The sequence below is a fragment of the Flavimobilis soli genome (genome assembly GCF_002564025.1).
GTDB lineage: Bacteria > Actinomycetota > Actinomycetes > Actinomycetales > Cellulomonadaceae > Flavimobilis > Flavimobilis soli.
The window spans coordinates 1,037,133-1,062,920 of record NZ_PDJH01000001.1 but is presented as its reverse complement, the minus strand read 5'-3'; the positions used below and the strand labels follow the sequence as shown (position 1 = coordinate 1,062,920).

The window sequence follows — 25,788 nt, the reverse complement described above, 5'->3', positions numbered from 1 at the left end:
GTTCCGGGCGATCCGTCGCTACTCCGCTCACCGAGACAGGGACCTGATGACTGACACCTGGCACACCGTCCCGCTGGACCTGCAGCATGTTCGGGGTGCGCTGCGCCTCGAACCGACCGACCGCGGCGTCGCCCCGCACCGGCTGCCCGCATGGGCGGTCGAGCAGGCGGCCGACCCCCAGCTGACGATGGTCGAGGCGCAGGGAGCGGGCGTCCGCGTCGCCCTGCGCACGGCCGCGACGGTCGTCGAGCTCGTCGCGCACCGCACGCGCGTCACGTACGCGGGCGCGCCTGCGCGCCCGGACGGGAGCGTGGACCTCGTCGTCGACGGCGAGGTCGTCGGGCGCCAGAGGTCGTCGGGCGGCAGCACGACCGAGCTCGACATGGTGACCGGCCAGCCGACGTTCATCCCGGGGGAGGACTTCACGGCGTCCTTCGCCGGCCTCGCGCCCACGGTCAAGGACGTCGAGGTGTGGCTGCCCCACAACGAGACGCTCGAGCTCGTCGAGGTCCGCGCGAACGGGCCCGTCGAGCCGCTCACGACGCACCAGCGCACCTGGCTGCACCACGGCAGCTCGATCAGCCAGGGCTCCAACGCGGCTCGCCCGACCGGCACGTGGCCCGCGGTCGCCGCCCGCCTCGCGGGCGTCGAGCTGATCAACCTCGGCTTCGGCGGAGCCGCCCTGCTCGACCCGTTCGTCGCGCGCACCATGCGTGACCTGCCGGCCGACGTCATCTCGTTCTCGCTCGGCATCAACATCGTCAACGCCGACGTCATGCGGATGCGCGCGTTCCGCGCGGGCCTCCACGGCTTCATCGACACGATCCGCGACGGCCACCCGAACACGCCGCTGCTCGTCGTCACGCCCCTGCACTGCGCGATCCACGAGACGACACCGGGCCCGGGGGCGTTCGACCCCGAAGCGCTGGCGGAAGGTCGGCTCGGGTTCCGCGCGACCGGAGACCCCGCCGAGGTCCCTGCCGGGCGGCTCACGCTCGAGACGATCCGCGCCGAGACCGCCCGGATCGTCGCCGAGCGACGCCGCACCGACCCGAACCTTCACCTGCTCGACGGTCTCGAGCTGTACGGCGCCGAGGACGAGGCCGCGCACCCGCTGCGCGACAGCCTCCACCCTGACGCCGAGACGCACCGCTTCGTCGGCGAGCGCTTCGCCCGCGCCGCGTTCGCGGACGGCCCGCTCGGCTAGTCCTGCCCGGGCGCCTCTCTGATCCCGTGGTCGCACCCGATCGCGGTCGTCGCCAAGACCGTCGACCGGTCGGTGAGGAAGGCGCGCGAACCGTTGTCGAGCGGGAAGCAGTAGTCGTCCCCGGGGCCAGCCGGGTCGTAGATCGACAGCGGCGGCCGTTGGTCCGTCTCGGTCGACGGTGCGGCCAGCGAGGAGAATCCCCCGTCGTCAAACAGGAGGCACAGGTACACGGTGGCGTCCGCCTTGGTCCACGCGTCGAGCTGTTGCCGCGTGACCTGCGGGGCCGACTCCGCCTCGGCCTCGCACTCCGCGGTCACCTCGGGGTAGTCGTCGTGGGACGACGGGGCTGCCTTGCTCGGCTCGGGTGGGGTAGGTGCTGGCGGCGGCGTGGGCGCGCTGCACGAGACGAGCACGCCCATGCCCAGCGTGAGCACGACGGTCGCGAGTGTCGCGCATGCGTGGCGCATCATCCCGTCGTCACCCCGCCATTCCACGCTCTGACACCCTTGAGCTCGGTGAAGGAGTATCGAGCCTTGCTGCAGTTCTTCTTCACGTCGGGGGACTGGTCATTCGACGACGTCACGATCCCGAGCACCCGGACGTATCCGGACTTATCGGGGTCGGCATAGTACGCGGAACCGCCCGAGTCTCCGGGCTTGAAGCCCGTGCATGTCCCGACGCCGTCACGATTCGGGTCACTCATCGTCACGGTGAGGTAGCCCACCTTGGTCGTAGTTCTCGAGTCCACCGCGACGTCGCGAGTCGCATGGCTCTTGAGGACGCGATACCTGCAGATCTGACCGGTGGTGCGCCCGGTCGAGCAGAGCTCCGTCCCATTGGCGCGAGACCCGAAGTTCCCGCGAGAGATCGGGAGCGAGGCTGACGACGACAGAGCGCCGTTGTAGAGGCGCATTGAGTACGTGCTGCCCTTGATCAGCTGCCAGTCGCCATAGTCCTTCGTCGTCCCGGTCCATGTGGTCGTGTACGTAGACCCGACGGTCGTCTTCCCGTTCTTGAAGGTGGCCTTCCCGCAATGGCCGGCGGTGAGCATGTACCGGACCGAGTTGTAGACGATCGGCACACCGAGCGAGCAAGCGCTTCCGTTCGTCTGATTGACGATCTCTGCGCCGCCGTAGAAGGGTGCGGTGTCAGCCTTGCGCGTGCCTGTCGGCTCCGAGGTCCCTCCCTCCCGCAAGAGGACCGGCACACCCAAGGCGTTGACGTCGATCTGCGGCACAGGGCTCAGTGCCCGACGGCTGGCTTTGCCCTGATCAGGAGCCAGCTCGATCACCTCGGCCCCCTGTGAGAGTGACTCCCACTTGTCAATGTCGAGGTCGACGGCGAGTGCGTTGTTCTCGACGTCGGGGGCCAGTTGCGTGATGTCGAGATCGTCCCAGGCCTCGTCGGTGATCGCAGCCTGCGCGGCCAGTAGCTCGTCCGTCGAGTGTTCGACCTCGATGACTCGGATGAGCGAGTCGAACTTCGTGCCGACAGCCTTGCGCAAGGTCTTGACAAGCGACTGCCCGTCGCGAGTCAGGTAGATCTCAACCATGCTCGAGTCGGAGGTGAGGGAGACGCCAGCCGTCAGGTCCTCGTTCTCGGCTGCGATGTTCGAGAGGGCCTCTGCTGCGCGCTCCACCTCGGGAGATGCCGCGCCGTACCAGATGCGTGAGCGGTCGGTGTCCGTCATGTTGACCCCTGGAGGGGCGTTCGGGGCCGAGTGCCCCGGCAAGGCTGACCCTGCGAGCGCGAGCACGGCGCAGACCGCGCTGACGGCTGCACGGCGAGAGGATGTGCGTCGAGAGTTCGTCATCGGGCTCCAAGCCTTCGTCATTGCGCTGCGCGAGAATCGGCTCCGGAACCCGGGCGACCTGGTGGCGCTCATCCCCCTTCTGTTGCGTCCCGCTCCTTTCTTGCAGATCGCGGTCGACTTGGGGAGGCGGGGAACGAGGTGTGAGGTGGGCTACACAGGGCCGAGGTCCCGTGACAACTCGTTGAGGTCTACGCTAGGCGAAGGTGTCTCGATGTCGAGACACCCGAGCCGGCCGATGGAAGGACACGCAGGGTGGACCTGTTTGAATACCAGGCGCGCGACATCTTCGAGAAGCACGGAGTGCCCGTGCTCGGTGGCGTGGTCGCCACCACCCCCGAAGATGCCCGTCGCGGCGCTGAGGAACTGATCGCTCGCGGGAACTCGCCCGTCGTCGTCGTGAAGGCGCAGGTCAAGACCGGCGGTCGCGGCAAGGCTGGCGGCGTCAAGCTCGCAAAGTCCGCCGACGAGGCGCAGCAGCGTGCCGAGGAGATCCTCGGCCTCGACATCAAGGGCCACGTCGTGCGCACCGTGATGATCGCCGAGGGTGCGAGCATCGCGCAGGAGTTCTACTTCTCCGTCCTGCTCGACCGCGCCAACCGCTCCTACCTGGCCATGTGCTCGGTCGAGGGCGGCATGGAGATCGAGCAGCTCGCCGTCGAGCGCCCCGAGGCGCTCGCGAAGGTGCCCGTCGACCCGCAGGTCGGCATCGACCAGGCGAAGGCTGACGAGATCGTCGCCGCCGCCGGCTTCGACGCCTCGATCGCGCCGAAGGTCGCCGAGGTCATCATCAAGCTGTGGAACGTCTACAAGGGTGAGGACGCGACGCTCGTCGAGGTCAACCCGCTCGTCCTGACCGAGGCCGGCGACATCGTCGCGCTCGACGGCAAGGTCTCGCTCGACGAGAACGCGTCGTTCCGTCACGCCGACCACGCCGAGCTCGAGGACGCCGCGGCGACCGACCCGCTCGAGGCGAAGGCCAAGGCTGCGAACCTCAACTACGTCAAGCTCGACGGCCAGGTCGGCATCATCGGCAACGGCGCGGGCCTCGTCATGAGCACGCTCGACGTCGTCGCGTACGCCGGTGAGAAGCACGGTGGCGTGAAGCCCGCGAACTTCCTCGACATCGGTGGCGGCGCCTCGGCCCAGGTCATGGCGAACGGCCTCGACGTCATCCTCGGCGACGAGCAGGTCAAGTCCGTGTTCGTCAACGTCTTCGGCGGCATCACGGCGTGCGACGAGGTCGCGAACGGCATCGTCAAGGCCCTCGAGATCCTCGGGGACCACGCGACCAAGCCGCTCGTCGTGCGTCTCGACGGGAACAACGTCGTCGAGGGTCGTCGCATCCTCGAGACGGCGAACCACCCGCTCGTGACCCTCGTCGACACCATGGACGGCGCGGCCGACAAGGCCGCCGAGCTGGCCAACGCCTGAGCCGGCCCGGACTAGAGAGAAGCGAACGAGACATGGCAATCTTCATCAACGACGCCTCGAAGGTCGTCGTCCAGGGCATGACCGGCTCCGAGGGCCAGAAGCACACGACGCGCATGCTCGCGTCCGGCACGAACATCGTCGGCGGCGTGAACCCGCGCAAGGCCGGCACGTCCGTGACCTTCCCGAAGGGTGACGGCTCCGTCGACGTGCCCGTGTTCGGCACGGTCGCCGAGGCCATGGAGAAGACCGGCGCCGACGTGTCGGTCATCTTCGTCCCGCCGGCGCACACCAAGGCCGCCGTCATCGAGGCGATCGACGCGGGCATGCCGCTCGTCGTCATCATCACCGAGGGCATCCCGGTCGCGGACACCGCGGAGTTCTTCGCGCACGCGCAGGCCAAGGGCGTCCGCCTCATCGGCCCGAACTGCCCCGGCCTCATCAGCCCCGGGCTGTCCAACGTGGGCATCATCCCCGCGGACATCACGGGCCCCGGCAAGATCGGCCTCGTGTCGAAGTCGGGCACGCTGACGTACCAGATGATGTACGAGCTGCGTGACTTCGGGTTCTCGACCGCGATCGGCATCGGCGGCGACCCGATCATCGGCACGACGCACATCGACGCGCTCGAGGCGTTCGAGCAGGACCCGGACACCGCGGCGATCGTCATGATCGGCGAGATCGGTGGCGACGCTGAGGAGCGCGCGGCCGCGTACATCGCGGAGCACGTCACCAAGCCGGTCGTCGGCTACGTCGCGGGCTTCACCGCCCCCGAGGGCAAGACGATGGGCCACGCCGGTGCGATCGTGTCCGGCTCGTCCGGCACCGCGCAGGCGAAGAAGGAGGCCCTCGAGGCCGCGGGTGTGCGCGTCGGCAAGACGCCGTCCGAGACGGCCGCGATCATGCGGGAGATCCTCTCGGCCTGAGCCGAGCAGAAGCACGACGGCGCCCGCCGGGACCATGTCCCGGCGGGCGCCGTCGCGTCCCGGGGCCGGCATGGCTCGGAGGGCCCGCTCCACGCTCCTGACCCGCCGGGCGCACGGATCGCCCGGGTGCACGTGTCACGTGTGCAGCGAGGCGATCGGTGGCGCGCCGTGCGGCACGCCGCAGGCATGGATCGCCCGGCTGCACGTGTCACGTGTGCGTGAGGGCGATCGGTGCCGCCCCGGCCCGAGGCCGTCGTGTGTGAGACCCGTGGTGATGCGTGTCGGGTCGCTGCGCCGTCGTGCGCGTGGGTGACGATGGACGGGTGAGCGCACCGACGGGCGCGCTCGCCGTCCTGGGCCGGCGCCGCCGGATCATCGAGGACGGCGCAGCGCCAGAGCCCCGAACCACCGAGACAGCACCCTGGGTCACCGGGGTGCTCGCTGCCGTGCAAGCAGCGATCGCGTCGCTCGCGCTGCTCGTCCTGCCTGCTGTGATCGTCTTCGTCCTCTCGTCCGGCGACCCCTCCAACCAGGGCGTCGAGTGGACCACGTCCGCGTCGACCGGGGCAGGGCTGTGGCTGCTCGCGCACGGGGTCCCGCTCGTCGTCGGCGGCACGGACGTCTCGCTCGTCCCGCTCGGCATGTCGCTGCTCGCCGGGCTGCTCTGCTACGGCTCTGCGCGCCGCACCGCCCACCCGGGGCTCGCGTCGTGGGGCGCGGGCGTCGGCGCGTACACCCTGTTCGTGCTCTTCGTGATGCTCGTGTCGGGGCACGCCGGGCTGCCGCAGGCAGGCATGGCGGTCGTCGGCGGCGTTCTCGTCTCGGGCTCGGCGCTCGGCGCCGCGGCCGTCGTGCACCCGGACGGTCTGCGCGCCGAGGGAGTGGTGCGCCCGCTGACGGACCGGCTCCCGGCCGCGGTCCGCGCGGGGCTGCGCGGCGGCTTCCTCGTGGCAGCGTTCCTCGTCCTCGCGGCGACCTTCCTCGCCCTGCTGTGGATGTTCCTCGGCCGGTCGCGGTCGATGGACGTCGTCATGGCGCTCGGCGTCTCCGGCTTCGACGCGGTCGTGCTCGCGGCCGCGCAGGCGACCTACGTCGGCAACCTCGTCGCGTGGGGCACAGCCTGGATCGCCGGTCCGGGCTTCGCGGTCGGCGCGGGCAGCCACTTCGGGCCGACCGGCGCCGAGGCCGGCCCGATGCCCGTCGTGCCGCTCCTCGGAGCGCTGCCCAGCTCCTCGTCGCCGCACCCCGCGTGGTCCGTGGTCCCGCTGCTCGTCGTGCTGTTCGGCATGGTCGCGGGCGTCCTCGTGCGACGGCGTCTCCCGGGCATGTCGTGGCCGCAGGCGGCCGCGGCGGCCGTGACGACGGCGCTCTGCGCAGGTCTCGTCGTGGGGGCGATCACGTCGGTCGCGGGCGGCGCCGTGGGCCCGGGGCGCATGCAGGAGGTCGGCGCCGACCGCTGGGCCGTCGCCGGAGCGGTGTCCGCAGAGACGTTCCTGGGCGTCGCGCTCTGGCTCGCGCTGTGGCACGAGTCGACGCGAGCCTGGCTCTCGAGCCTCGTCAGCCGCGACCGCTGGCGTCGAGTGCCCGAGCCGGAGGAGGACGCAGCAGGAGACGACGCAGCAGGCGACGACGACGCTCGGGACGAGGGGCCGCAGGGCGCGGCTGTGCCGGCCACGGAACCGGAGCGCGACGCGACGGCGCCGCGCTCGGGCGGGACGGGGCGCGACAGCTCGGCCCGTCCGACGGCGCCTCGCTCCGCGCGGTCGTCGCGCTCGCCACGGTCCGCCCGGACCGCGAGCTCGGTGCGTTCGTCGCAGACTGGCCGGACCACCTCGACGACGCGTACGGCGTCGACGGGGCGCACGGCGGCCTCGGGTGTCACAGCGGCGACCTCGCGCAGCGCGCCCACGGGAGGCACGGCCGCGAGCGGGACGACGGCTGCGACGGGCAGGACGGCCGCGACCGGCAGGACGGCTGCGTCGGGGAGGACGGCGGCGAGCGGGACGACGGCGCGGACCGGCGCCAGCGGCGCGTCCGTATCGACTGCCGCGTCCACCTCGACCGCGCCGACCGGCGCCACCGCAGCCTCCACCTCGACCGCGGCGACCGGCACGAGCGTGCCGACCACCTCGACCGCGGCATCGAGCGCGGACTAGCTCCCGGAGCCGCCCCGCGCGCGGTCGAGCAGGCCGTCGCGCCACGACTCGAGGTCGGCGTTGAGCCTGTCGTTGCACTCGATGCGCGCCTGGACCGTGATCGCCTCGGCGCGGCAGCGTGCGTCCCGTTCCTGGATGTCCCACACGAGCACGGTCGACGCGACCGACAGGGTGAACACCGCGGCGAGGATAGTCCCGGCGGCGACCGCGGGCAGGAGCAGGCTGCCCGAGCGGGCGCGCACACCTGCGGCGATCGCGCGCACGCCGACGACGACGGCGACGATCCCGAACGGGATCGTGAGCATGCGCGCCGGGAAGGCTGCGAACGTCGGGAGCATCGTGAGCACCATCGCGATGCCGAGCTGCATCGAGCGCCGGGCGGCGAGCGCCACCTGCTCAGGCTCGGGCGCGGGGCGTGCGGGCTTGCGCGGGGCCGTCGGCGGGCTGGGGGTGGGGCTCTGCGACACCGAGGGGCTCCGTTCTGACGCGCGGGCACGGCGCCGGGTGGCGCTAGGGTCGGTCCCGTGGCTGATGACTCCGTTCCGATCATGTCCCACCCGAGCGTTGCAGGGCGAACCGACGTGACGCGCGTCGTCGTCCTCGTGTCGGGGGCGGGGTCGAACCTCGCCGCGCTGCTCACGGCGCACGACGACGCCGCGTACGGCGCTCGCGTCGTCGGCGTCGTCTCGGACAAGGCGTCCGCGGGCGGCCTCGACATCGCCCGTGCGGCAGGCGTGCCGACGGCGGTCGTCGCGCCGGCCGACTTCGAGGACCGCGCCGCGTGGGACCGCGGCCTCGCGCGCAGCGTCGGTGTGTTCTCGCCCGACCTCGTCGTGTCGGCGGGCTTCATGCGCATCCTCGGAGCCGCGTTCCTGGACGAGTTCGGCGGGCGCACGGTCAACACGCACCCCGCGCTCCTGCCGTCGTTCCCCGGCGCGCACGGTGTGCGCGACGCGCTCGCGTACGGCGTGCGGGTCACGGGCGCGACGTTCCACGTCGTCGACGCCGGCGTCGACACGGGCCCGATCATCGCGCAGACGGTCGTCGAGGTCCTCGACGACGACGACGAGGAGTCTCTGCACGAGCGCATCAAGGTCGCGGAGCGCGAGATGCTCGTCGCGCAGGTGGGGCGCATCGCACGTGGTGGTCTGCGCCTCGAGGCGGGTCGCGCTGTCGTCGGTCGCGGCTGGGCCTGAGCCGGGGCATCCCGCGACCTGGTGCCGGCCGCGGGCCGTGCGCCGTCGACAGGCTCGCGTGCTGCTTCGGACGAGGTGACCTGACCCTGCCGGGGGCAGGACGGTCCCGCTAGACTGGTCCCTGGTCGTGACTGGCGAAGGTGGGCTCAACCACCGGGAAGCGGCTGAGGTTCCCTGCCGAGGGCGCCGCCCGCCTGGGCGCCCTGTCGGACACGTATCCGAACGCAACCTCAGGAGCCAGAATGTCGTCCTCCAGCACCCCTGACCAGGCCGTGACGCCCCTGACCGACGACGCCCGTCGCCCCGTGCGCCGCGCGCTCGTCTCGGTCTACGACAAGACGGGCCTCGTCCCGTTCGCCCAGGCCCTGCACGCCGAGGGCGTCGAGATCGTCTCGACCGGCTCGACGGCATCGACGATCGCCGCGGCTGGCGTGCCGGTGACCCCCGTCGAGTCGCTCACGGGTTTCCCCGAGTGCCTCGAGGGTCGCGTGAAGACGCTGCACCCGCGCGTGCACGCGGGGATCCTCGCGGACACCCGTAAGCCCGACCACCTCGCGCAGCTCGCGGAGCTCGAGATCGCGCCGTTCGAGCTCGTCGTCGTCAACCTGTACCCGTTCACGCAGACGGTCGCGTCGGGTGCGACGCCGGACGAGTGTGTCGAGCAGATCGACATCGGCGGCCCGTCGATGGTGCGTGCCGCGGCGAAGAACCACCCGTCGGTCGCCGTCGTCGTCGACCCGGTCGCGTACGACGCGGTCGTCGAGGCGGTCTCGGCCGGAGGCTTCACGTACGCGCAGCGCAAGGCGCTCGCGGCGCAGGCGTTCGTGCACACCGCGGAGTACGACGTCGCGGTCGCGTCGTGGATGGGCTCGGTCCTGTCGCCGACGGACGACGTCGCGCACGACGGCGAGGTCGTCTCGACCGGCTTCCCCGCGTGGATCGGGGCGACCTACGAGCGTGCGGACGTGCTGCGCTACGGCGAGAACCCGCACCAGCGCGCTGCCCTGTACACGGTCGGCTCGGGCGAGGGCGGCCTCGCCCAGGCGACGCAGTTGCACGGCAAGGCGATGAGCTACAACAACTACGTCGACGCGGACGCCGCGTGGCGCGCCGCGCACGACCACGGCGAGCAGCCGACCGCGGCGATCATCAAGCACGCGAACCCGTGCGGTATCGCGGTCGGCGCGGACATCGCGGACGCCCACGCGAAGGCGCACGCGTGCGACCCGCTCTCGGCGTTCGGCGGCGTGATAGCGCTCAACGACGTCGTTTCCGTCCCGGCGGCCCGCCAGATCGCGGAGATCTTCACCGAGGTCGTCGTCGCGCCGGGCTACGAGCCCGAGGCGCTCGACATCCTGCGCGCGAAGAAGAACGTGCGCCTGCTCATGGTCGACGCGCCGCCGTCCGCGGCGGTCGAGACGCGCCCGATCTCGGGCGGCCTGCTCGTCCAGGCGGTCGACCGGGTCGACGCCGAGGGTGACGACCCGACGACGTGGACGCTCGCCGCGGGCGAGGCGGCCGACGAGGCGACGCTCGCGGACCTCGCGTTCGCGTGGCGCGCGGTGCGTGCGGTGAAGTCGAACGCGATCCTCCTGGCCGACGGCGGCGCGTCCGTCGGCGTCGGCATGGGACAGGTCAACCGGGTCGACTCGTGCCGCCTCGCGGTCGAGCGCGCGAACTCGGGGGAGGCGGAGCGTGCGCGGGGCGCGGTCGCGGCGTCGGACGCCTTCTTCCCGTTCTCGGACGGCCTGCAGGTGCTCATCGACGCGGGGGTGCGTGCGGTCGTGCAGCCGGGCGGCTCGGTGCGTGACGACGAGTCGGTCGCGGCGGCGCAGGCCGCGGGCGTGACGATGTACTTCACGGGGACGCGCCACTTCGCGCACTGACGCGAGGTTCACGAGCTCGACGGGTGAGGGCCCGGCCGCTGCGGCGGCCGGGCCCTCGCCGTGTCCGGCGCGTGCGGTGCGAGGAGGTCGCCGCACGGCCCGGCGATTGCAAAGAACTCTTTGCAAAGACATCTTTGCATAATACGGTGGTGCCATGAGAACCAAGGTCGTCACCGATCTCGACACCCTCCGGGCCGTCACGCACCCCCTGCGCATGCGCATCCTCGGCACCCTGCGCCTCGAGGGCCCTGCGACCGCGTCCGAGCTCGCTCGCGCCCTCGGCGAGTCGAGCGGGTCGACGTCGTACCACCTGCGACAGCTCGAGCGGTACGGCTACGTCGTCGACGACGTCCCCGACGGCGACGACGACCGCCCCGCGTCGCGGCGCGAGCGCCGCTGGCGCGCCGCCCACCAGCAGACCGAGCTGCCCGCCGAGCTGTGGTCGGGGGAGGGCGGTCGCGAGGCGCACGCCCAGCTCGCCGCCCGCCAGACCGAGCACCTGCGCCGCGGCATCGCCGCCCGCATCGAGACGACCGACCCCGCCGACCCGGCATACGAGCACTCCGACTACCTCGTGCACCTCGACCGCGAGGGCGCGCAGGCGATGCTCGCCGAGCTCCGCGAGGTCGTTCTGCGGTACACCGGCCGCGGCGGCGAGCTGCCCATCTCCGTGCACCTCCTCGCCCTCCCGGCGACGACGTGATGCCCGACGACGGCGCGGGAGCCGACGCCGTGGGCACGGCGCCGGACATCGGCACCGAGGCCTACCCGCCACCGCGCCCGCAGCTCGCTCTGGCCCAGGTCCGCAACCGCTTCTGGCTGCTCACGGGCCTGCGCTGGCTGCCCGTCGGTCTGCTGCTGCCCGTCATGACCCTCCTGCCGCTGCAGCGCGGCCTCACCGTCGCGCAGCTCGGCGCCGCGCTCGCCACGCAGGGCATCGTGGTGCTGCTGCTCGAGCTGCCGACGGGCGGCCTCGCGGACGCGCTCGGCAGACGCCCCGTGGTCCTCGCGTCAGCGGGCTTCGCGATCGTCGCGCTCGGCCTCGTCGCCGTCGCGAGGACGCCGCTCGCGTTCGCGGTCGCGTTCGGCGTCATGGGCGTCTTCCGCGCGCTCGACTCGGGTCCGCTCAACGCGTGGTTCGTCGACGCCGTCCACGCGAGCCCCACCCCGGACGACGGAGATGCGGAGAGCCGGTCCGCGACCGTCGCGCGCGGCCTGTCGGGCGCAGGGGTCGTGAGCGGCGTCGGCATCGCCTCGGGCGCACTCGCGGCGGGCGGGCTCGTCGCATGGGCGCCGACCGGGTCGTCGCGGGCGCTCGACCTCGTCGTCTACGTCGCGATCGTCGCGACGGTCGGCCAGCTCGTCGCCGCAGCGCTCCTCGTGCGCGAGGACCGGCCGCGCGAGCGCGGCGCGCTCGGCCGGTCCGTGCGCGGCACCCCGCGCGCGATCCGCGACGGCGTCCTGCTGCTGCGACGCTCGCGCGTGCTCACCGCGCTCGTCGCCGTCGAGCTGTTCTGGGGCTTCGGCATGGTCGCGTTCGAGACGCTCATGCCCGTGCGCGCCGCGGAGCTCGTCGGCGGCCCCGACGCCGCCGCAGCGCTCCTCGGACCCGTCACCGCGGCCGGTTGGGGCGTCGCGGCGCTCGGCGCCGCGCTCGTCGCCCCGCTCCTGCGGCTCGGCAGCATCCGCAACGTCTCTCTCGTGCTGCGGCTCGTGCAGGGCGCGACGGTCGTCGGGATGGGGCTCGTCGGCGGCGTCGTCGGTCTCGTCGCCGCGTACCTGCTCACGTACGCCGTCCACGAGGCGTCCGGCGTCCTCTACGAGACGCTGCTCCACGAGCAGGTCGGCAACGAGAACCGCGCGACGGTCCTGTCGCTCGCGTCGATGGTCGGGCAGCCGTCGAGCTCGCTCGGCCTCGTCGTCCTCGGAGCGGTCGCGACCGGAGCCTCGACGGGCGCGGCGATCGTCGTCGGCGGGGTCGTGCTCGCCCTCGCAGCCCCGCTCTTCCGGGTGCGCGAGAAGCAGCGGGAGCCGCTACCGCAGGCGTGAGTCCGGGTCGGCGGCGACCACAGGGTCGAGCCGCGGCAGCTCGGCGCCCGCGAACAGGCGCCGCGCCGCGGCGACGTCGCGCGGCCGGTCGACGGCCAGGGCTGCCGTGAGCACGCGGCCGGGCCGACCGTCGTCGGGAGCGAACCACAGGGCGGTCCATCCGCCCGCGCCGCCCGGGCGCTCGTCGCCGCCACGCACGACGACGTCGTCCTGCGGGCTCGGCACACCGAACATCGACAGCTCGTGCCCGAGCTGCGTCGAGAACACGTAGGGAGCAGGGTCCGGTGCGGGTCCGTCGACGAGTCCCAGGAGCGAGCGGACGGCCGTCTCCGGACCGGTGAGCGCGGCGTCCCAGTGCCCGCCCGCGACCCAGCCGTGGCGCGGCGAACGGCGCAGCGCAGCGTCACCGACGACGCGCACGCCCTCGAGCCCCGCGACCGGTAGGCCGGTCGCGTCGATCGGGCGGTGCTCCTCGTCGACGACGACCGCCCCGCGCGGCCCGAGGTCCACGAGACCGGCGAGCGTGCCGCCGAGCCAGGCCGTCGCGGGACGCGCGCCGACCGCCGCGACCACGACGTCGGCCTCGATCGTCGTGCCGTCGCCCAGGTCGACGCCGTCGCGTCGCACCGCGACGACGCTCGCTCCCGTGACGAGCCGCAGCCCGGGATGGTCCTCGTACCAGGGGAGCGTGAGCCGGCCCGCATGCTCGCCGAGCGCGGCCGCGAGCGGCGCGGACGCCGCCTCGACCACCGTCACCGCGATGCCCGCGTCCGTGAGGACGCCCGCGAGCTCCGCACCGATCCAGCCGGCGCCGACGCACACGACGTGGCCGCGCCCGCCCGCGGCCGTCACCTCGGCGAGGCGGGCGCGCAGCCGGTCCGCGTCGTCGGCGGTGTGCAGCACGAGCGCGTCCTCCCAGCCCTGAGGGCGGACGGGCCGCGAGCCGCACGCGACGACGACGGCGTCGGTCTCGAGCGTGCGACGTGTGCCGTCCGCGTCGCGCAGCCCCACGCGGTAGGCGGGGCCCTGGCCGTCCGCGACCGCCTCGAGCCCGACGGCCTGCGTACCCAGGAGCACGTCGTCGGCGAGCTCCGAGAGCCGGATGTCGAGGTCGTCCGCGAGCCACGTCGGCTGCGGGCGGTCGAGGAGGTGCTTCGAGAGCGGCGGGCGGTCGTACGGCGCGATCGGCTCGTCGCCGACGACCGTCACGCGACCCGTGAACCCGAGGTCCCGCAGGCGGGAGGCCGTGCGCGCGCCGGCGAGGCCGGCCCCCACGACGACGACGGAACGAGGGGCGCAGGTGCCGGTGGGCGCGGGGTCGATCACGGGACAACGGTAGTCTCGTGGGCGGACCTGGGCCGGGCGGCCCAGCAGGAGACACACTCGAGGAGGTCGTCGTGGAGCAGACGAGCCCGGGCGACGACCCCGAGGTCGACGCCGGTCGCGTCCCCGTCGACGACGTCGCCGCGGCCTCCCGTGCGATCGCCCCGCGGCGCAACCTGTGGATCTGGGCCAACGCGACGATGATCGTCGTCGTGTGCGTGCTCGCGTTCGTGAGCGGCGCCCGCATCGCTGCCCTCGTCCTCGCCGCCCAGCTCGCGCTCTGCGGCGGCGTGCGTCTCGTCGCGGCTGAGCCGGTCGCGGGCCTCGCGATCCGCTCCCGCTTCTTCGACGTCGGGCTCTTCTGGGCCCTGTGCGGCGCGATCACCGCGCTCGCGCTGACGGCCCCGCAGCTCTAGCCGCAGGCCGCGGACGACGAAGGCCGCCACCCCGGTCCGGGTGGCGGCCTTCGTCGTGCAGTTGCGCGTCAGCCGCGCGGAGCCTCGGGCTCCTCGTCCGACACCGTGGCCTCGGCCTCGGCCTCGGCCTCGGCCTCGGCCTCGTCCGCGGACGCGTCCACAGACGCGTCGGCGGCTGCGGCGTCCACGGCTGCCGTGTCCGGGGTTGCGGCGTCCTCGGCTGCCGTGACGGCGGCCGTGGCGTCGTCCTGGTCGCCGTCGATCAGCGCGGGCGGCACCTTCGTCGTGACGAGGCGATACGCGGCGCCGGCGACGACCGCGCCGACGAGCGGCGCGAGCGCGAAGAGCCAGAGCTGCGAGAGCGCCCACGACGTCGAGAACAGCGCGATGCCGAACGAGTACGCGGGGTTGATGCCACCGTTGGTCAGCGGGACCGTCACGACCGTCAGGCCGCCGAGGACGAGGCCCACGAGGACGATCGGGTTCGCGGCCCACGAGCGGCGTCCGGTGACGCCGAGGAAGACGCCGACCAGGACGGCTGCGGCGATCGCCTGGACGATGAGCGCGTTCGTCAGGGTCACGTCGATCGCGCCCTCCGAGATGCGTCCGAGGGGCGAGTTCGCGCCGAACCCGTTGGCGGCGAGGGAGACGACGTCGCGCTGCGACGCGGCCTGGAGGGCCACGCCGAAGGACTGCGGCGTCGCGAGGAACAGCGTGAGGCCGGCGAGGGCCGCGCCGACGAGCTGCGCGAGCCAGTAGGGGAGGACGTCGCGCCACGAGAAGCGTCCCGCGACGGCCAGGCCGAGGGTCACGGCGGGGTTGAGGTGCCCGCCCGAGACGCGCGAGACGGCGGTGCCCGCGGCGGCGACGGCGGCCGCGGCCGCGACAGCGACCCCGAGCGTCCCCGTGCCGACGGCGTTGATCGAGGCGTACACCAGAGCGCCGCCGACGAGCAGCACGAGCACGAAGGAGGCGAAGATCTCGGCTCCCACGCGGGCGAGCAGTCCCGGGGGCGTGTCGTCGAGGTCGATGAGGTCGAAGTCGGGCTCGTGCAATGTCGTCGACATGCGGTTCCTGTCTGTGGGGCCCCGTCAGGGGCGTCCGGCGGTTCGCTGGATGCTCTCACCGTGGGCTGAGCACTGCCTGAGTCTGGCACCGTGACGTAGGTCGGTCCACGCCGCCAGAACTATCTTGACGTCAAGAAGTCGGATAGGCTCGGCCGAGGAACCCCCCCACCGCAGAAGACACAGGAGATCCGTGCGCATGGGCAAGATCAAGGTCGTCAACCCGGTAGTCGAGCTCGACGGCGACGAGATGACGCGCATCATCTGGCAGTTCATCAAGGACCGCCTCATCCACCCGTACCTCGACATCGACCTCAAGTACTACGACCTGTCGATCGAGAACCGCGACGCGACCGACGACCAGGTGACGATCGACGCCGCGAACGCGATCAAGCAGTACAACGTCGGCGTCAAGTGCGCGACGATCACGCCCGACGAGGCGCGCGTCGAGGAGTTCGGCCTCAAGAAGATGTGGGTCTCGCCCAACGGCACGATCCGCAACATCCTCGGTGGCGTCGTCTTCCGCGAGCCGATCATCATCTCGAACATCCCGCGTCTGGTGCCGGGCTGGAACAAGCCGATCATCATCGGCCGTCACGCCCACGGCGACCAGTACAAGGCGACCAACTTCAAGGTCCCCGGCGCCGGGACCCTCACGCTGACGTACACGCCTGCTGACGGCTCCGAGGAGATCAAGCAGACCGTCGTGACCTTCCCCGAGGAGGGTGGCGTCGCGATGGGCATGTACAACTTCAACGAGTCCATCAAGGACTTCGCCCGCGCCTCGTTCGCGTACGGCCTGCAGCGCAGCTACCCCGTCTACCTCTCGACGAAGAACACGATCCTCAAGGCCTACGACGGCCAGTTCAAGGACCTGTTCCAGGAGGTCTTCGACACGGAGTTCAAGGAGCAGTTCGAGGCTGCCGGCCTCACCTACGAGCACCGCCTCATCGACGACATGGTCGCCTCGGCCATGAAGTGGGAGGGCGGCTACGTCTGGGCCTGCAAGAACTACGACGGCGACGTCCAGTCGGACACGGTCGCGCAGGGCTTCGGCTCGCTCGGCCTCATGACGTCGGTCCTCATGACGCCTGACGGCAAGACCGTCGAGGCCGAGGCCGCGCACGGCACGGTGACGCGTCACTACCGCCAGCACCAGCAGGGCAAGCCGACGTCGACGAACCCGATCGCCTCGATCTTCGCGTGGACCCGCGGCCTCATGCACCGCGGCAAGCTCGACGGCACGCCCGACGTCGTGAAGTTCGCGGAGACGCTCGAGGACGTCGTCATCACGACGGTCGAGTCCGGCAAGATGACCAAGGACCTCGCGCTCCTCATCGGCCCGGAGCAGGAGTGGCTGACGACGGAGGAGTTCCTCGCGGCGCTCGACGAGAACCTCTCGGCCCGTCTCGCGGCCTGAGCGGATGCTGATCAGCAGCGGCCTGTCCGGAGTTCCGGGCAGGCCGCTGTTGGCATGATGGGACAAGGCGTCCCGCCTGTTCGGCGGGCCGCGTGCGGCACGACGACGAGGGAGTTGAACGATGAACGCACAGCCGGTGACAGTGACGGTCACAGGAGCTGCCGGGCAGATCGGCTACGGCATCCTGTTCCGCATCGCGTCGGGTCAGATGCTCGGTCATGACACGCAGATCCGTCTGCGCCTCCTGGAGATCCCGCAGGCCGTCCGTGCCGCCGAGGGCACCGCGATGGAGCTCGACGACTGCGCCTTCGACCGCCTCGAGAGCATCGAGATCTTCGACGACCCGGTCAAGGCGTTCGACGGCGTGAACGTCGCGCTGCTCGTCGGCGCCCGTCCGCGCGGTGCGGGCATGGAGCGTGCCGACCTGCTCGCCGCGAACGGCGGCATCTTCGGCCCGCAGGGTGAGGCGATCAACGCCGGTGCTGCCTCCGACGTGCGTGTCCTCGTCGTCGGCAATCCGGCGAACACGAACGCGCTCATCGCGGCCCAGCACGCGCCGGACGTCCCGGTCGAGCGGTTCAACGCGATGACGCGCCTGGACCACAACCGTGCGCTGTCCCAGCTCGCTCGCCGCGGCGGTGTCCCGGTGCGCGACGTCCGCAACGTGACGATCTGGGGAAACCACTCGGCGTCGCAGTACCCGGACGTCTTCCACGCGCGGGTCGGCAGCAGGTCGGGCGCGGAGCTCGCAGAGGACCGCACCTGGCTCACGGAGGACTTCATCCCGACGGTCGCGAAGCGCGGCGCCGCGATCATCGAGGCGCGCGGCGCGTCGTCGGCCGCGTCGGCGGCGAACGCCGCGATCGAGCACGTGCGCGACTGGGTCCGCGGCACCCCGGAAGGGGAGTGGACGAGCGCGGGCGTCCCGTCGAACGGCGCGTACGGCGTCCCGGAGGGCGTGATCTCGTCGTTCCCCGTCGTCTCGCGCGACGGCGAGTGGCAGATCGTCGACGGGCTCGAGATCAACGACTTCTCGCGCGAGCGCATCGACGCGTCGGTCGCCGAGCTGTTCGAGGAACGTGCCGCCGTCGAGAAGCTCGGTCTCGTCTGACCTGGTCGGCTCCCGCGCCGCCGAGACCCCGGCCCCTCGAGGGGCCGGGGTCTCGTCATGTCCGGGATGGGTGGGATGCCCGGTTGTGGCGGGTTGCCGGGCGCTGCAAGAAAAGCGCGAGGTCGCGACGGAATCATGCCGTTCCTGGCGCCCGATTCGTCCTACCCTGCAAGGGAAATCCGGGCGCTTGCTGCAACTTGCTGCAACGATTAACCTCGCCCCCACATGCTGCGTGCGGACGTCGTGGTCCGCACTGACAAAGGGGTCCATCCATGGTTCATGCAACACGCGTCCGGACAGGCTGGCCGTCCGGGCGAAGGCTCCGCGGCACCGCCGCGGTGTTCACGACGGCGGCCCTCGCGGCAACCGGCGTCGCGGCGGTGCCGAGCACCGCCGTCGCGGCCGACGAGGCCACCTACCGGCTCGTCGGCAGCCTCCAGACCCAGCTCGGCTGCGCCGACGACTGGGCACCCGCATGCGAGGACGGCCTGCTCACCCAGGTCGGCGACACGTCCGTCTACGCGCTCACCGCAGAGCTCGACGCCGGTCGTTACGCCTTCAAGGTCCTCGGCGGCGACAGCTGGGACGCGCCCGCGTGGGGCGCGAACGGTTCGAGCGCCGGCGGCGCTCCGAACATCGACCTCGGTCTCGGAGGAGACGCCGAGCTCCGCTTCACGTTCGACGCCGCCACCGGCAAGACGACCGTGACGCCCGTCGACGACACCGTCGAACCCGCCACCGAGGCCGACGCTCCGGCGCCCGTGCGCCAGCCCGGCTCCGACGAGCAGTTCTACTTCGTCCTCACGGACCGCTTCGCCAACGGCGACCCGAGCAACGACACGGGCGGGCTCGTCCCCGAGGGCGAGGAGAACGACCGCAGCGTCTCGGGCTTCGACCCGACCGACAAGGCCTATTACCACGGCGGTGACATCGCCGGTCTGCGCGCCAATCTCGACTACATCGAGGGCCTCGGCTCGACCGCGATCTGGCTGACCCCGTCGTTCAAGAACCGCGCGGTCCAGGGGACCGGCGCCGACCAGTCCGCCGGCTACCACGGCTACTGGATCACCGACTTCACGCAGATCGACCCGCACCTCGGCACGAACGCCGAGCTCGACGCCCTCATCGACGAGGCGCACGCGCGCGGCATCAAGGTGTACTTCGACATCATCGTCAACCACACCGCGGACATCATCAGCTACGAGGAGGGCGAGTACACGTACCGCCCGACGAAGGACGCCGAGGGCAACCCGGTCCCGGCCTACACCCCTGTGATCCCTGTCGGCCTCGAGGACATCAAGGTCCCCGCGTGGCTCAACGACACGTCGCTGTACAACAACCGCGGCAACTCGACGTGGCAGGGCGAGTCGGCGATCCTCGGTGACTTCGACGGCCTCGACGACCTCGACACGAAGAACCCGACCGTGGTCCAGGGCTTCATCGACATCTACGAGCACTGGGCGACGTCGGGCATCGACGGATTCCGCATCGACACCGCCAAGCACGTCGACTTCTCCTTCTGGGAGGAGTGGACGACAGCGATCAAGGCGGCCACCGCGGACACCAACCCGGACTTCTTCATGTTCGGCGAGGTCTACGACGCCGACCCGGTGAAGCTGTCACCGTACCTGCGTGACTCCGACATGGACGCCGTCCTCGACTTCACGTTCCAGGACGCGGCCGCCGTCTGGGCGCAGGGTGGCAAGGCCTCCAACCTGACGGCGCTCTTCGAGGGCGACGACTACTACACGACCGCGACGAAGAACGCGCACTCCCTGCCGACCTTCCTCGGCAACCACGACATGGGCCGCATCGGCTACTTCGTCAAGGACAAGGACGCCGCCGAGAAGCGCTCGCAGCTCGCGCACTCGCTCATGTACCTCACGCGCGGCCAGCCCGTCGTCTACTACGGCGACGAGCAGGGCTTCGTCGGCTCGGTCGGTGACGGCAAGGACAAGAACGCCCGCCAGTCGCTGTTCGCGTCGCAGGTCGGCGAGTTCACGTCGCAGAAGCTCCTCGACGGCACGGTTGCCGGCGCCGTCGACCGCTTCGACACCGACGCCGCGCTCTACACGCACATCGCCGAGCTCGCCGAGCTGCGCAGCGCCCACCCGGCGCTGTCCTCCGGTGCGCAGATCGAGCAGCACGCCGACTCGAACGCCGGCATCTACGCGTTCTCGCGCGTCGACACGGCAGCGGAGGACATGGTCGAGTACCTCGTCGCGGTCAACAACGCGACGCAGGCCGCCTCGGCCACGTTCACGGCGCTCACCCCGGACGCGACGTTCACGCCCCTCTATGGCACGGACGACGGCGTCACGTCGGGTGCCGACGGCACCGTGACGCTCGAGGTCCCGGCGCTCTCCGCCGTCGTGCTCAAGGCAGGTTCCCCGCTCGTCGCCGACGCAGAGCCGATCACGCCGCAGCTGGCGACCGTCGCCCCGACGGGCGGCCTGCGGCCGCTCGCGGACATCTCCGTCGACCTCGGCACCGAGCGCTACGCCGAGACGTCCTTCTACGTCCGCGCCGTCGGGACCGAGGACTGGAAGCTCCTCGGCACCGACGACACGACGACGCCGCGCGTCTTCCTCGACTCGGAGGCGCACGGCTACGCCGACGGCGACCTGCTCCAGCTCCGCGTCGTCGTGCGCGACGCCGAGGGCAACCTGTCGCAGACCTCGACCGTCGCCGTCGTCGGCAACGACCACGGTGCTGGCTACCCTGCCGGCAGCGACGTCGACAACCGCCTGACGATCCCCGGCAGCCACGGCACCGAGATCGGCGGCTGCGCCGACTGGACGCCCGGCTGCGCGAGCACCGCGCTCACCGAGCGTGCCAACGGCTCCTACGCAGGCACCTTCGACATCCCCGCGGGCTCGTACTCCTACAAGTTCGCGTTCGGCACCGACTGGGGTCGTGACTACGACTCCAACGGCACGCTGACCGGCGGCGAGAACTACGCCTACACGCACGCCGGCGGTCCGATCACGTTCTACTTCGACCCGATCACCAAGCTCGGCGCCAACACCGCCGAGGGTCCGGTGCTCTCGCTCGTCGGCAGCTTCCAGTCGCAGACGCGCTGCGGCGCGGACTGGAAGGAGACGTGCCTCGACAACCAGATGAAGCTGCGCGCCGACGGCACCTACCGCGCGGTCCTCACGGACCTCGAGCCCGGCACGTACGAGGTCAAGGCCGTCGACGGCCTGTCCTTGGACACGGCCTACGGCACGGAGGACGGCGACAACGTCTCCTTCGAGATCACCGAGGCCGCACCCGCGGCGATCGTCACGCTCGACCTGACGACGGGCGTCCTGTCCGTCACGACGGGTGAGGCGCCGAACGAGGGGCCGGAGCCGCTGCGCGACGCCGTCGTCTCGATCGCCGGCAGCCTCAACTCCGAGATGGGCTGCGCCGCCGACTGGGACGCCACGTGCGTCGAGGCCGAGCTCACGGAGCGCGTCGGCGCGAACTACTCGGCGACGTTCACGCTGCCCGCGGGCAGCTACGAGTACAAGGTCGTCGTCGGTCACTCGTGGGACGAGAACTACGGCCTCAACCGTGACGCGGGCGGGGCCAACATCCCGCTCGTGCTCGACGCCGAGACGGCCGTGACGTTCGTCTACGACGACGAGTCGCACTTCGTCACCGCGATCTACCCGGGCAGCGAGAGCCGCTTCGCGACGATCGCCGGCACGATCCAGCCGCAGCTCGGCTGCGCCGCGTCCTGGGCACCCGAGTGCCTCGGCTCGTGGCTGCAGAACTGGGACCGCGACGGCGTCGTCTACCGGTACGAGACGAACCGCCTGAAGAAGGGCACCTACGAGGCGAAGGCCGCGCTCGACAAGGCGTGGGCCGAGGCCTACCCCGGGTCCAACCTCGGGTTCACCGTCCCGACGGACTACGCGAAGATGGTCTTCACGCTCAACATGGAGACGAAGGAGTTCACGGCGATGGCTGACACGACCGTCGCGGGCGAGGGCTCGCGGGCCGTGTGGCTCGACTCCCGCACCGTCGCGCTGCCGGTCGGCGCCATCTCGGGCCAGTCGGCGTCCCGCACGTGGACGCTGTACTCCGCCCCCGAGGGCGGGCTGTCCGCCGACAAGGAGAACGTCACGGTCCCGGCCGGCACGCTCTCGGTCGAGCTGACGCAGGACGCGGACGGCCTCCCGGCCGCGCTCCGCACGAAGTACCCGCACCTGGCGTCCTACGTGGCGCTCGAGCTGCCGGAGTCCGTCACGCGCGAGCAGGTCGAGGAGTACCTTACCGGCCAGCTCTTCCTCGTGCAGCGCTCCGACGCAGGTGTCGAGTACGCCACGGGCGTCCAGATCGCCCCGGTGCTCGACGACGTGTTCGCCGCGGTCGAGGACCGCACGCTCGGCGTCGCGTGGGCCGGCGACGTCCCGACCCTCGCGGTCTGGGCGCCGACGGCACGCACCGTGACGACCCTCGTCTGGACGGACGGCGACATCACGTCCGACCCGACCGAGGTCCCCGCGGTGCGTCAGGCGGACGGCTCGTGGGTCACCGCGGGTGAGGCGTCCTGGAAGAACAAGCCCTACAAGTACGACATCGAGGTCTACGTGCCCTCGACCGGCCAGGTCGAGCACAACGTCGTCACCGACCCGTACTCCGTGGGCCTGACCCTCAACTCGACGCACTCGGTGCTCGTCGACCTCGCGGACCCGGCCTTCCGGCCGACCGACTGGGCCACGACGGCGGCGCCGACGATCGAGCGCGACGTGGACCGCAGCATCTACGAGCTGCACATCCGCGACTTCTCGATCTCGGACCCGAGCGTGCCCGAGGAGCAGCGCGGCACCTACCTCGCGTTCGCGGGGGAGGGTGACGGCGTCAAGCACCTGCGCAAGCTCGCCGAGGCGGGCATGAACACCGTGCACCTCCTGCCCAGCTTCGACATCGCGACGATCGAGGAGGACCGCAGCAAGCAGGCCACGACCGCAGACCTGTCCGGCTTCGCCCCCGACAGCGAGGAGCAGCAGGCGGCGGTCGCCGCGATCAAGGACGCGGACGGCTTCAACTGGGGCTACGACCCCATGCACTACACGACCCCCGAGGGCTCGTACGCCTCCGAGGGCAACCAGGACGGCGGCGCCCGCGTCGCCGAGTACCGCACGATGGTCGGCGCCCTGCACAAGAACGGCCTGCAGGTCGTCCAGGACGTCGTGTACAACCACACCGCGGCGGCCGGCCAGGACCCGAAGTCGGTCCTCGACCGGGTCGTGCCGGGCTACTACCAGCGGCTCAGCGCGACGGGCGGCGTCGAGACCTCGACGTGCTGCTCGAACGTCGCGACGGAGAACCTCGTGGCGCAGAAGCTCATGGTCGACTCGGTCGTCACGTGGGCCAAGCACTACAAGATCGACGGGTTCCGCTTCGACCTCATGGGGCACCACTCGAAGGCGAACATGCTCGCCGTCCGGGAGGCGCTCGACGAGCTCACGCTCTCGCGCGACGGTGTCGACGGAAAGTCGATCTACCTGTACGGCGAGGGCTGGAACTTCGGCGAGGTGGCGAACAACGCCCGCTTCGAGCAGGCGACGCAGGGCCAGCTGAACGGCACCGGCATCGGGACGTTCTCCGACCGCCTGCGCGACGCCGTCCACGGCGGCAGCCCGGTCGACGGCGGCTCGACGTTCGAGCAGGGCTTCGGCACCGGTCTGGGCACCGACCCGAACGGGAACCGGCGCGGTGACGGGGGCGTCAACAACGGCTCCGCGGCCGAGCTGGCGGACCTCGCGCACCAGTCCGACCTGGTCCGCCTGGGTCTCGCGGGCAACCTCGAGGACTACACGTTCGTGACGAGCTCGGGTCAGGCCCAGCGCGGTGACGAGATCGACTACCGCGGTGCCCCGGCAGGCTACGCGAGCGAGCCGGGCGAGGTCATCACGTACGTCGACGCGCACGACAACGAGACCCTGTTCGACCTGCTGACGCTCAAGCTGCCGACGTCCACGCCGATGGCCGACCGCGTCCGCATGAACACGTTGTCGCTCGCGACGGCTGCGCTGTCGCAGACCCCGTCGTTCTGGCACGCGGGCACGGACCTGCTGCGCTCCAAGTCGCTCGACCGGGACAGCTACAACTCGGGCGACCACTTCAACAAGATCGACTGGACCGGTCAGAGCAACAACTTCGGCGTCGGCCTGCCGAGCAAGGAGAAGAACGAGGAGAAGTGGGGCATCATGCGCCCGCTCCTCGCCAACCCCGCGCTCAAGCCGTCGCCGGCGGACATCGCCGCGGCCAACGACCAGGCTCTCGACCTGCTGCGCCTGCGCTACTCGACGCCGCTCCTGCGGCTCGGCAGCGCGGACCTCATCAAGCAGAAGGTCTCCTTCCCCGGTTCGGGCGTTGACGCGACCCCCGGCCTGCTCGTCATGCACGTCGACGACAAGGTCGGCACGGACGTCGACCCCGCACTGGACGGCGTGCTCGTCGTGTTCAACGCGAGCCCGGCGCCCATCACGGAGAAGGTGCCCGGCCTCGAGGGCCGTGCCTACGAGCTGTCGAAGGTCCAGAAGGACGGGTCCGACGCCGTCGTGAAGACGACGACGTGGGACGCGGCCACCGGCACCGTCACGATCCCGGGGCGCACCGTCGCGGTGCTCACCCAGGCGAAGGGCGGCGCCACCCCGGCGAAGATCGCCTCGACGACGACGCTCACGACCAAGACCGCGACGGCCACCCAGGGTGACCGGGTCACGGTCGAGGCGGTCGTCACGGCCAAGGGTGTCGTGCCCACGGGCACGGTGCAGGTCCGCGAGGGCTCGACCGTCCTCGCCACGGGCACGCTCGCGAGCGGCCGCGCGTCGGTCGTCCTGCCCGCCTCGTTCACCTCGAAGCCGGGCGCCCGGTCGCTCGTCGCGGTGTACTCGGGCTCGACGACGGTCGCCGCGTCCACCTCGGCCGGCTTGAAGGTCACGATCAAGCCGCGGCCGGCCACGCCGGTCAAGGCGACGTCGACGACGGTCCTGTCGCCGACGAAGCGCACGGCGAAGCTCGGATCCGCGGTCACGTGGACCGTGCGGGTCCGCAGCGCGGTGCCGGCCACCGGCAAGGTCGAGATCCGCTCCGGCAAGAAGGTCCTGGGCTCGGCGAGCGTCAAGAACGGCGTCGCCAAGGTCAAGCTGTCGAAGAAGGCCGTGGCCAAGCTCGGCAGCACCAAGGTCCGCGCCTACTACCTGGGCTCGTCGAAGGTCGAGGCCTCGTCCTCGGCGGCAGGCACGCTCAAGGTCACGAAGGCGAGCGCCAAGGTCAAGGTCAAGGTGTCGGGGGCCAAGGTCGGCAAGCGGGCCAAGGTGAAGGTCACCGTGTCCGCCCCGGCGGGCAAGGCGACCGGCACGGTCAAGGTCGTCGCTCGCGGTAAGACGCTCGGCAAGGCCACCATCAAGAAGGGCAAGGCGACGATCACGCTGCCGCGCTCGTTCGCGAACAAGGCCAAGACCAAGGCGATCACCGTGAAGTACTCGGGCTCGAGCACCGTCTCGGGCAAGAGCACGACCGTCAAGGTCAAGGTCACCAAGGCGGCTCGCCGCTGAGGTACTGACAGGCCAAGACAGCGCAGGCGCCCGGTCGGGGGAGACCCCGGCCGGGCGCCTGCGCGTCGTCTGCCCGTCGTCAAGACCTGAACGCAGCACGGTCGCGCCGCGATGCTTCTCGCGAATCGGTCGGCGCGCGTCCCGAGCCGTCCCGGAACCGCGTCTTTGCAGCCCTCGCGCGTGTAGGCTCACCGCGTGAGCAACGACCGGGTGACGCCGGGCTCTCAGACTTCCCTT

General features: G+C 71.4%; 17 protein-coding genes and 1 riboswitch. Of the genes, 12 read left to right on the top strand and 5 right to left on the bottom strand.

The genetic code is table 11. From position 1 onward, the window contains the following. Positions 1-46: 46 nt before the first annotated feature. Positions 47-1,207: an SGNH/GDSL hydrolase family protein gene (locus ATL41_RS04830; RefSeq protein ID WP_098457459.1), complete on the top strand. Its 1,161-nt coding sequence runs from the start codon at positions 47-49 to the stop codon at positions 1,205-1,207. On the opposite strand, the gene ATL41_RS04825 is transcribed toward ATL41_RS04830, so the two are convergent. Then, positions 1,204-1,677: a hypothetical protein gene (locus ATL41_RS04825; RefSeq protein WP_143556571.1), complete on the bottom strand. Its 474-nt coding sequence runs from the start codon at positions 1,675-1,677 to the stop codon at positions 1,204-1,206. The genes ATL41_RS04830 and ATL41_RS04825 overlap by 4 nt on opposite strands. After that, a complete protein-coding gene (locus ATL41_RS04820) occupies positions 1,674-2,897 on the bottom strand; it encodes a chymotrypsin family serine protease (RefSeq protein WP_098457457.1) in 1,224 nt (407 codons plus the stop codon). The genes ATL41_RS04825 and ATL41_RS04820 overlap by 4 nt, the downstream gene beginning before the upstream one ends. Positions 2,898-3,272: 375 nt before the next feature. Between ATL41_RS04820 and sucC the strand changes: the two genes are divergently transcribed. The 3 genes from sucC to ATL41_RS04805 all read left to right on the top strand — a co-directional run bounded on the left by sucC (position 3,273) and on the right by ATL41_RS04805 (position 7,530). Beyond that, positions 3,273-4,451 carry an ADP-forming succinate--CoA ligase subunit beta gene (gene sucC, locus ATL41_RS04815; protein WP_098457456.1) on the top strand — a complete coding sequence of 393 codons (1,179 nt, stop codon included), beginning with the start codon at positions 3,273-3,275 and terminating at the stop codon, positions 4,449-4,451. Between the two features lie 32 nt (positions 4,452-4,483). After that, positions 4,484-5,374, top strand: coding sequence for a succinate--CoA ligase subunit alpha (gene sucD / locus ATL41_RS04810; protein WP_098457455.1), 891 nt, complete (start codon positions 4,484-4,486; stop codon positions 5,372-5,374). Between the two features lie 323 nt (positions 5,375-5,697). Beyond that, a complete protein-coding gene (locus ATL41_RS04805) occupies positions 5,698-7,530 on the top strand; it encodes a cell division protein PerM (RefSeq protein ID WP_098457454.1) in 1,833 nt (610 codons plus the stop codon). On the opposite strand, the gene ATL41_RS04800 is transcribed toward ATL41_RS04805, so the two are convergent. After that, positions 7,527-7,997 (bottom strand): hypothetical protein, encoded by a 471-nt coding sequence (locus ATL41_RS04800; protein ID WP_143556570.1) that lies wholly within the window; start codon positions 7,995-7,997, stop codon positions 7,527-7,529. The two genes, ATL41_RS04805 and ATL41_RS04800, sit on opposite strands and share 4 nt — an antisense overlap. Positions 7,998-8,078: 81 nt before the next feature. On the opposite strand from ATL41_RS04800, the gene purN reads away from it, so the two are divergent. The 4 genes from purN to ATL41_RS04780 all read left to right on the top strand — a co-directional run bounded on the left by purN (position 8,079) and on the right by ATL41_RS04780 (position 12,661). Continuing rightward, a complete protein-coding gene (purN, locus tag ATL41_RS04795) occupies positions 8,079-8,726 on the top strand; it encodes a phosphoribosylglycinamide formyltransferase (RefSeq protein WP_098457452.1) in 648 nt (215 codons plus the stop codon). Between the two features lie 117 nt (positions 8,727-8,843). Continuing rightward, positions 8,844-8,933: riboswitch (ZMP/ZTP riboswitch) on the top strand. 35 nt (positions 8,934-8,968) lie between these two features. After that, the gene (purH, locus tag ATL41_RS04790; RefSeq protein WP_098457451.1) at positions 8,969-10,612 is read left to right on the top strand and encodes a bifunctional phosphoribosylaminoimidazolecarboxamide formyltransferase/IMP cyclohydrolase; all 1,644 of its coding nucleotides are present in this window, start codon (positions 8,969-8,971) and stop codon (positions 10,610-10,612) included. 154 nt (positions 10,613-10,766) lie between these two features. Further along, positions 10,767-11,315: a winged helix-turn-helix domain-containing protein gene (locus ATL41_RS04785; RefSeq protein WP_098457450.1), complete on the top strand. Its 549-nt coding sequence runs from the start codon at positions 10,767-10,769 to the stop codon at positions 11,313-11,315. After that, positions 11,315-12,661: an MFS transporter gene (locus tag ATL41_RS04780; protein ID WP_098457449.1), complete on the top strand. Its 1,347-nt coding sequence runs from the start codon at positions 11,315-11,317 to the stop codon at positions 12,659-12,661. The genes ATL41_RS04785 and ATL41_RS04780 overlap by 1 nt, the downstream gene beginning before the upstream one ends. Here the strand turns inward: ATL41_RS04780 and ATL41_RS04775 are convergent. Then, positions 12,647-13,987, bottom strand: a complete 1,341-nt coding sequence (locus ATL41_RS04775) for an NAD(P)/FAD-dependent oxidoreductase (RefSeq protein WP_245854631.1) — start codon at positions 13,985-13,987, stop codon at positions 12,647-12,649. The two genes, ATL41_RS04780 and ATL41_RS04775, sit on opposite strands and share 15 nt — an antisense overlap. Before the next feature lie 71 nt (positions 13,988-14,058). On the opposite strand from ATL41_RS04775, the gene ATL41_RS04770 reads away from it, so the two are divergent. After that, positions 14,059-14,400, top strand: a complete 342-nt coding sequence (locus ATL41_RS04770) for a DUF3017 domain-containing protein (RefSeq protein ID WP_098457448.1) — start codon at positions 14,059-14,061, stop codon at positions 14,398-14,400. Between the two features lie 68 nt (positions 14,401-14,468). Here ATL41_RS04770 and ATL41_RS04765 read toward each other — a convergent pair whose 3' ends face one another. Further along, positions 14,469-15,467: an aquaporin gene (locus ATL41_RS04765; protein ID WP_098457447.1), complete on the bottom strand. Its 999-nt coding sequence runs from the start codon at positions 15,465-15,467 to the stop codon at positions 14,469-14,471. Between the two features lie 196 nt (positions 15,468-15,663). Between ATL41_RS04765 and ATL41_RS04760 the strand changes: the two genes are divergently transcribed. The 3 genes from ATL41_RS04760 to pulA all read left to right on the top strand — a co-directional run bounded on the left by ATL41_RS04760 (position 15,664) and on the right by pulA (position 25,551). Next, positions 15,664-16,884: an NADP-dependent isocitrate dehydrogenase gene (locus ATL41_RS04760; RefSeq protein ID WP_098457446.1), complete on the top strand. Its 1,221-nt coding sequence runs from the start codon at positions 15,664-15,666 to the stop codon at positions 16,882-16,884. A gap of 121 nt (positions 16,885-17,005) precedes the next feature. Continuing rightward, a complete protein-coding gene (locus ATL41_RS04755; protein ID WP_098457445.1) occupies positions 17,006-17,995 on the top strand; it encodes a malate dehydrogenase in 990 nt (329 codons plus the stop codon). Positions 17,996-18,267: 272 nt separating this feature from the next. Then, entirely contained in the window at positions 18,268-25,551 is a 7,284-nt protein-coding gene (gene pulA, locus ATL41_RS04750; protein ID WP_098457444.1) for a pullulanase-type alpha-1,6-glucosidase, read from the top strand. The last annotated feature ends 237 nt before the right edge of the window (positions 25,552-25,788 follow it).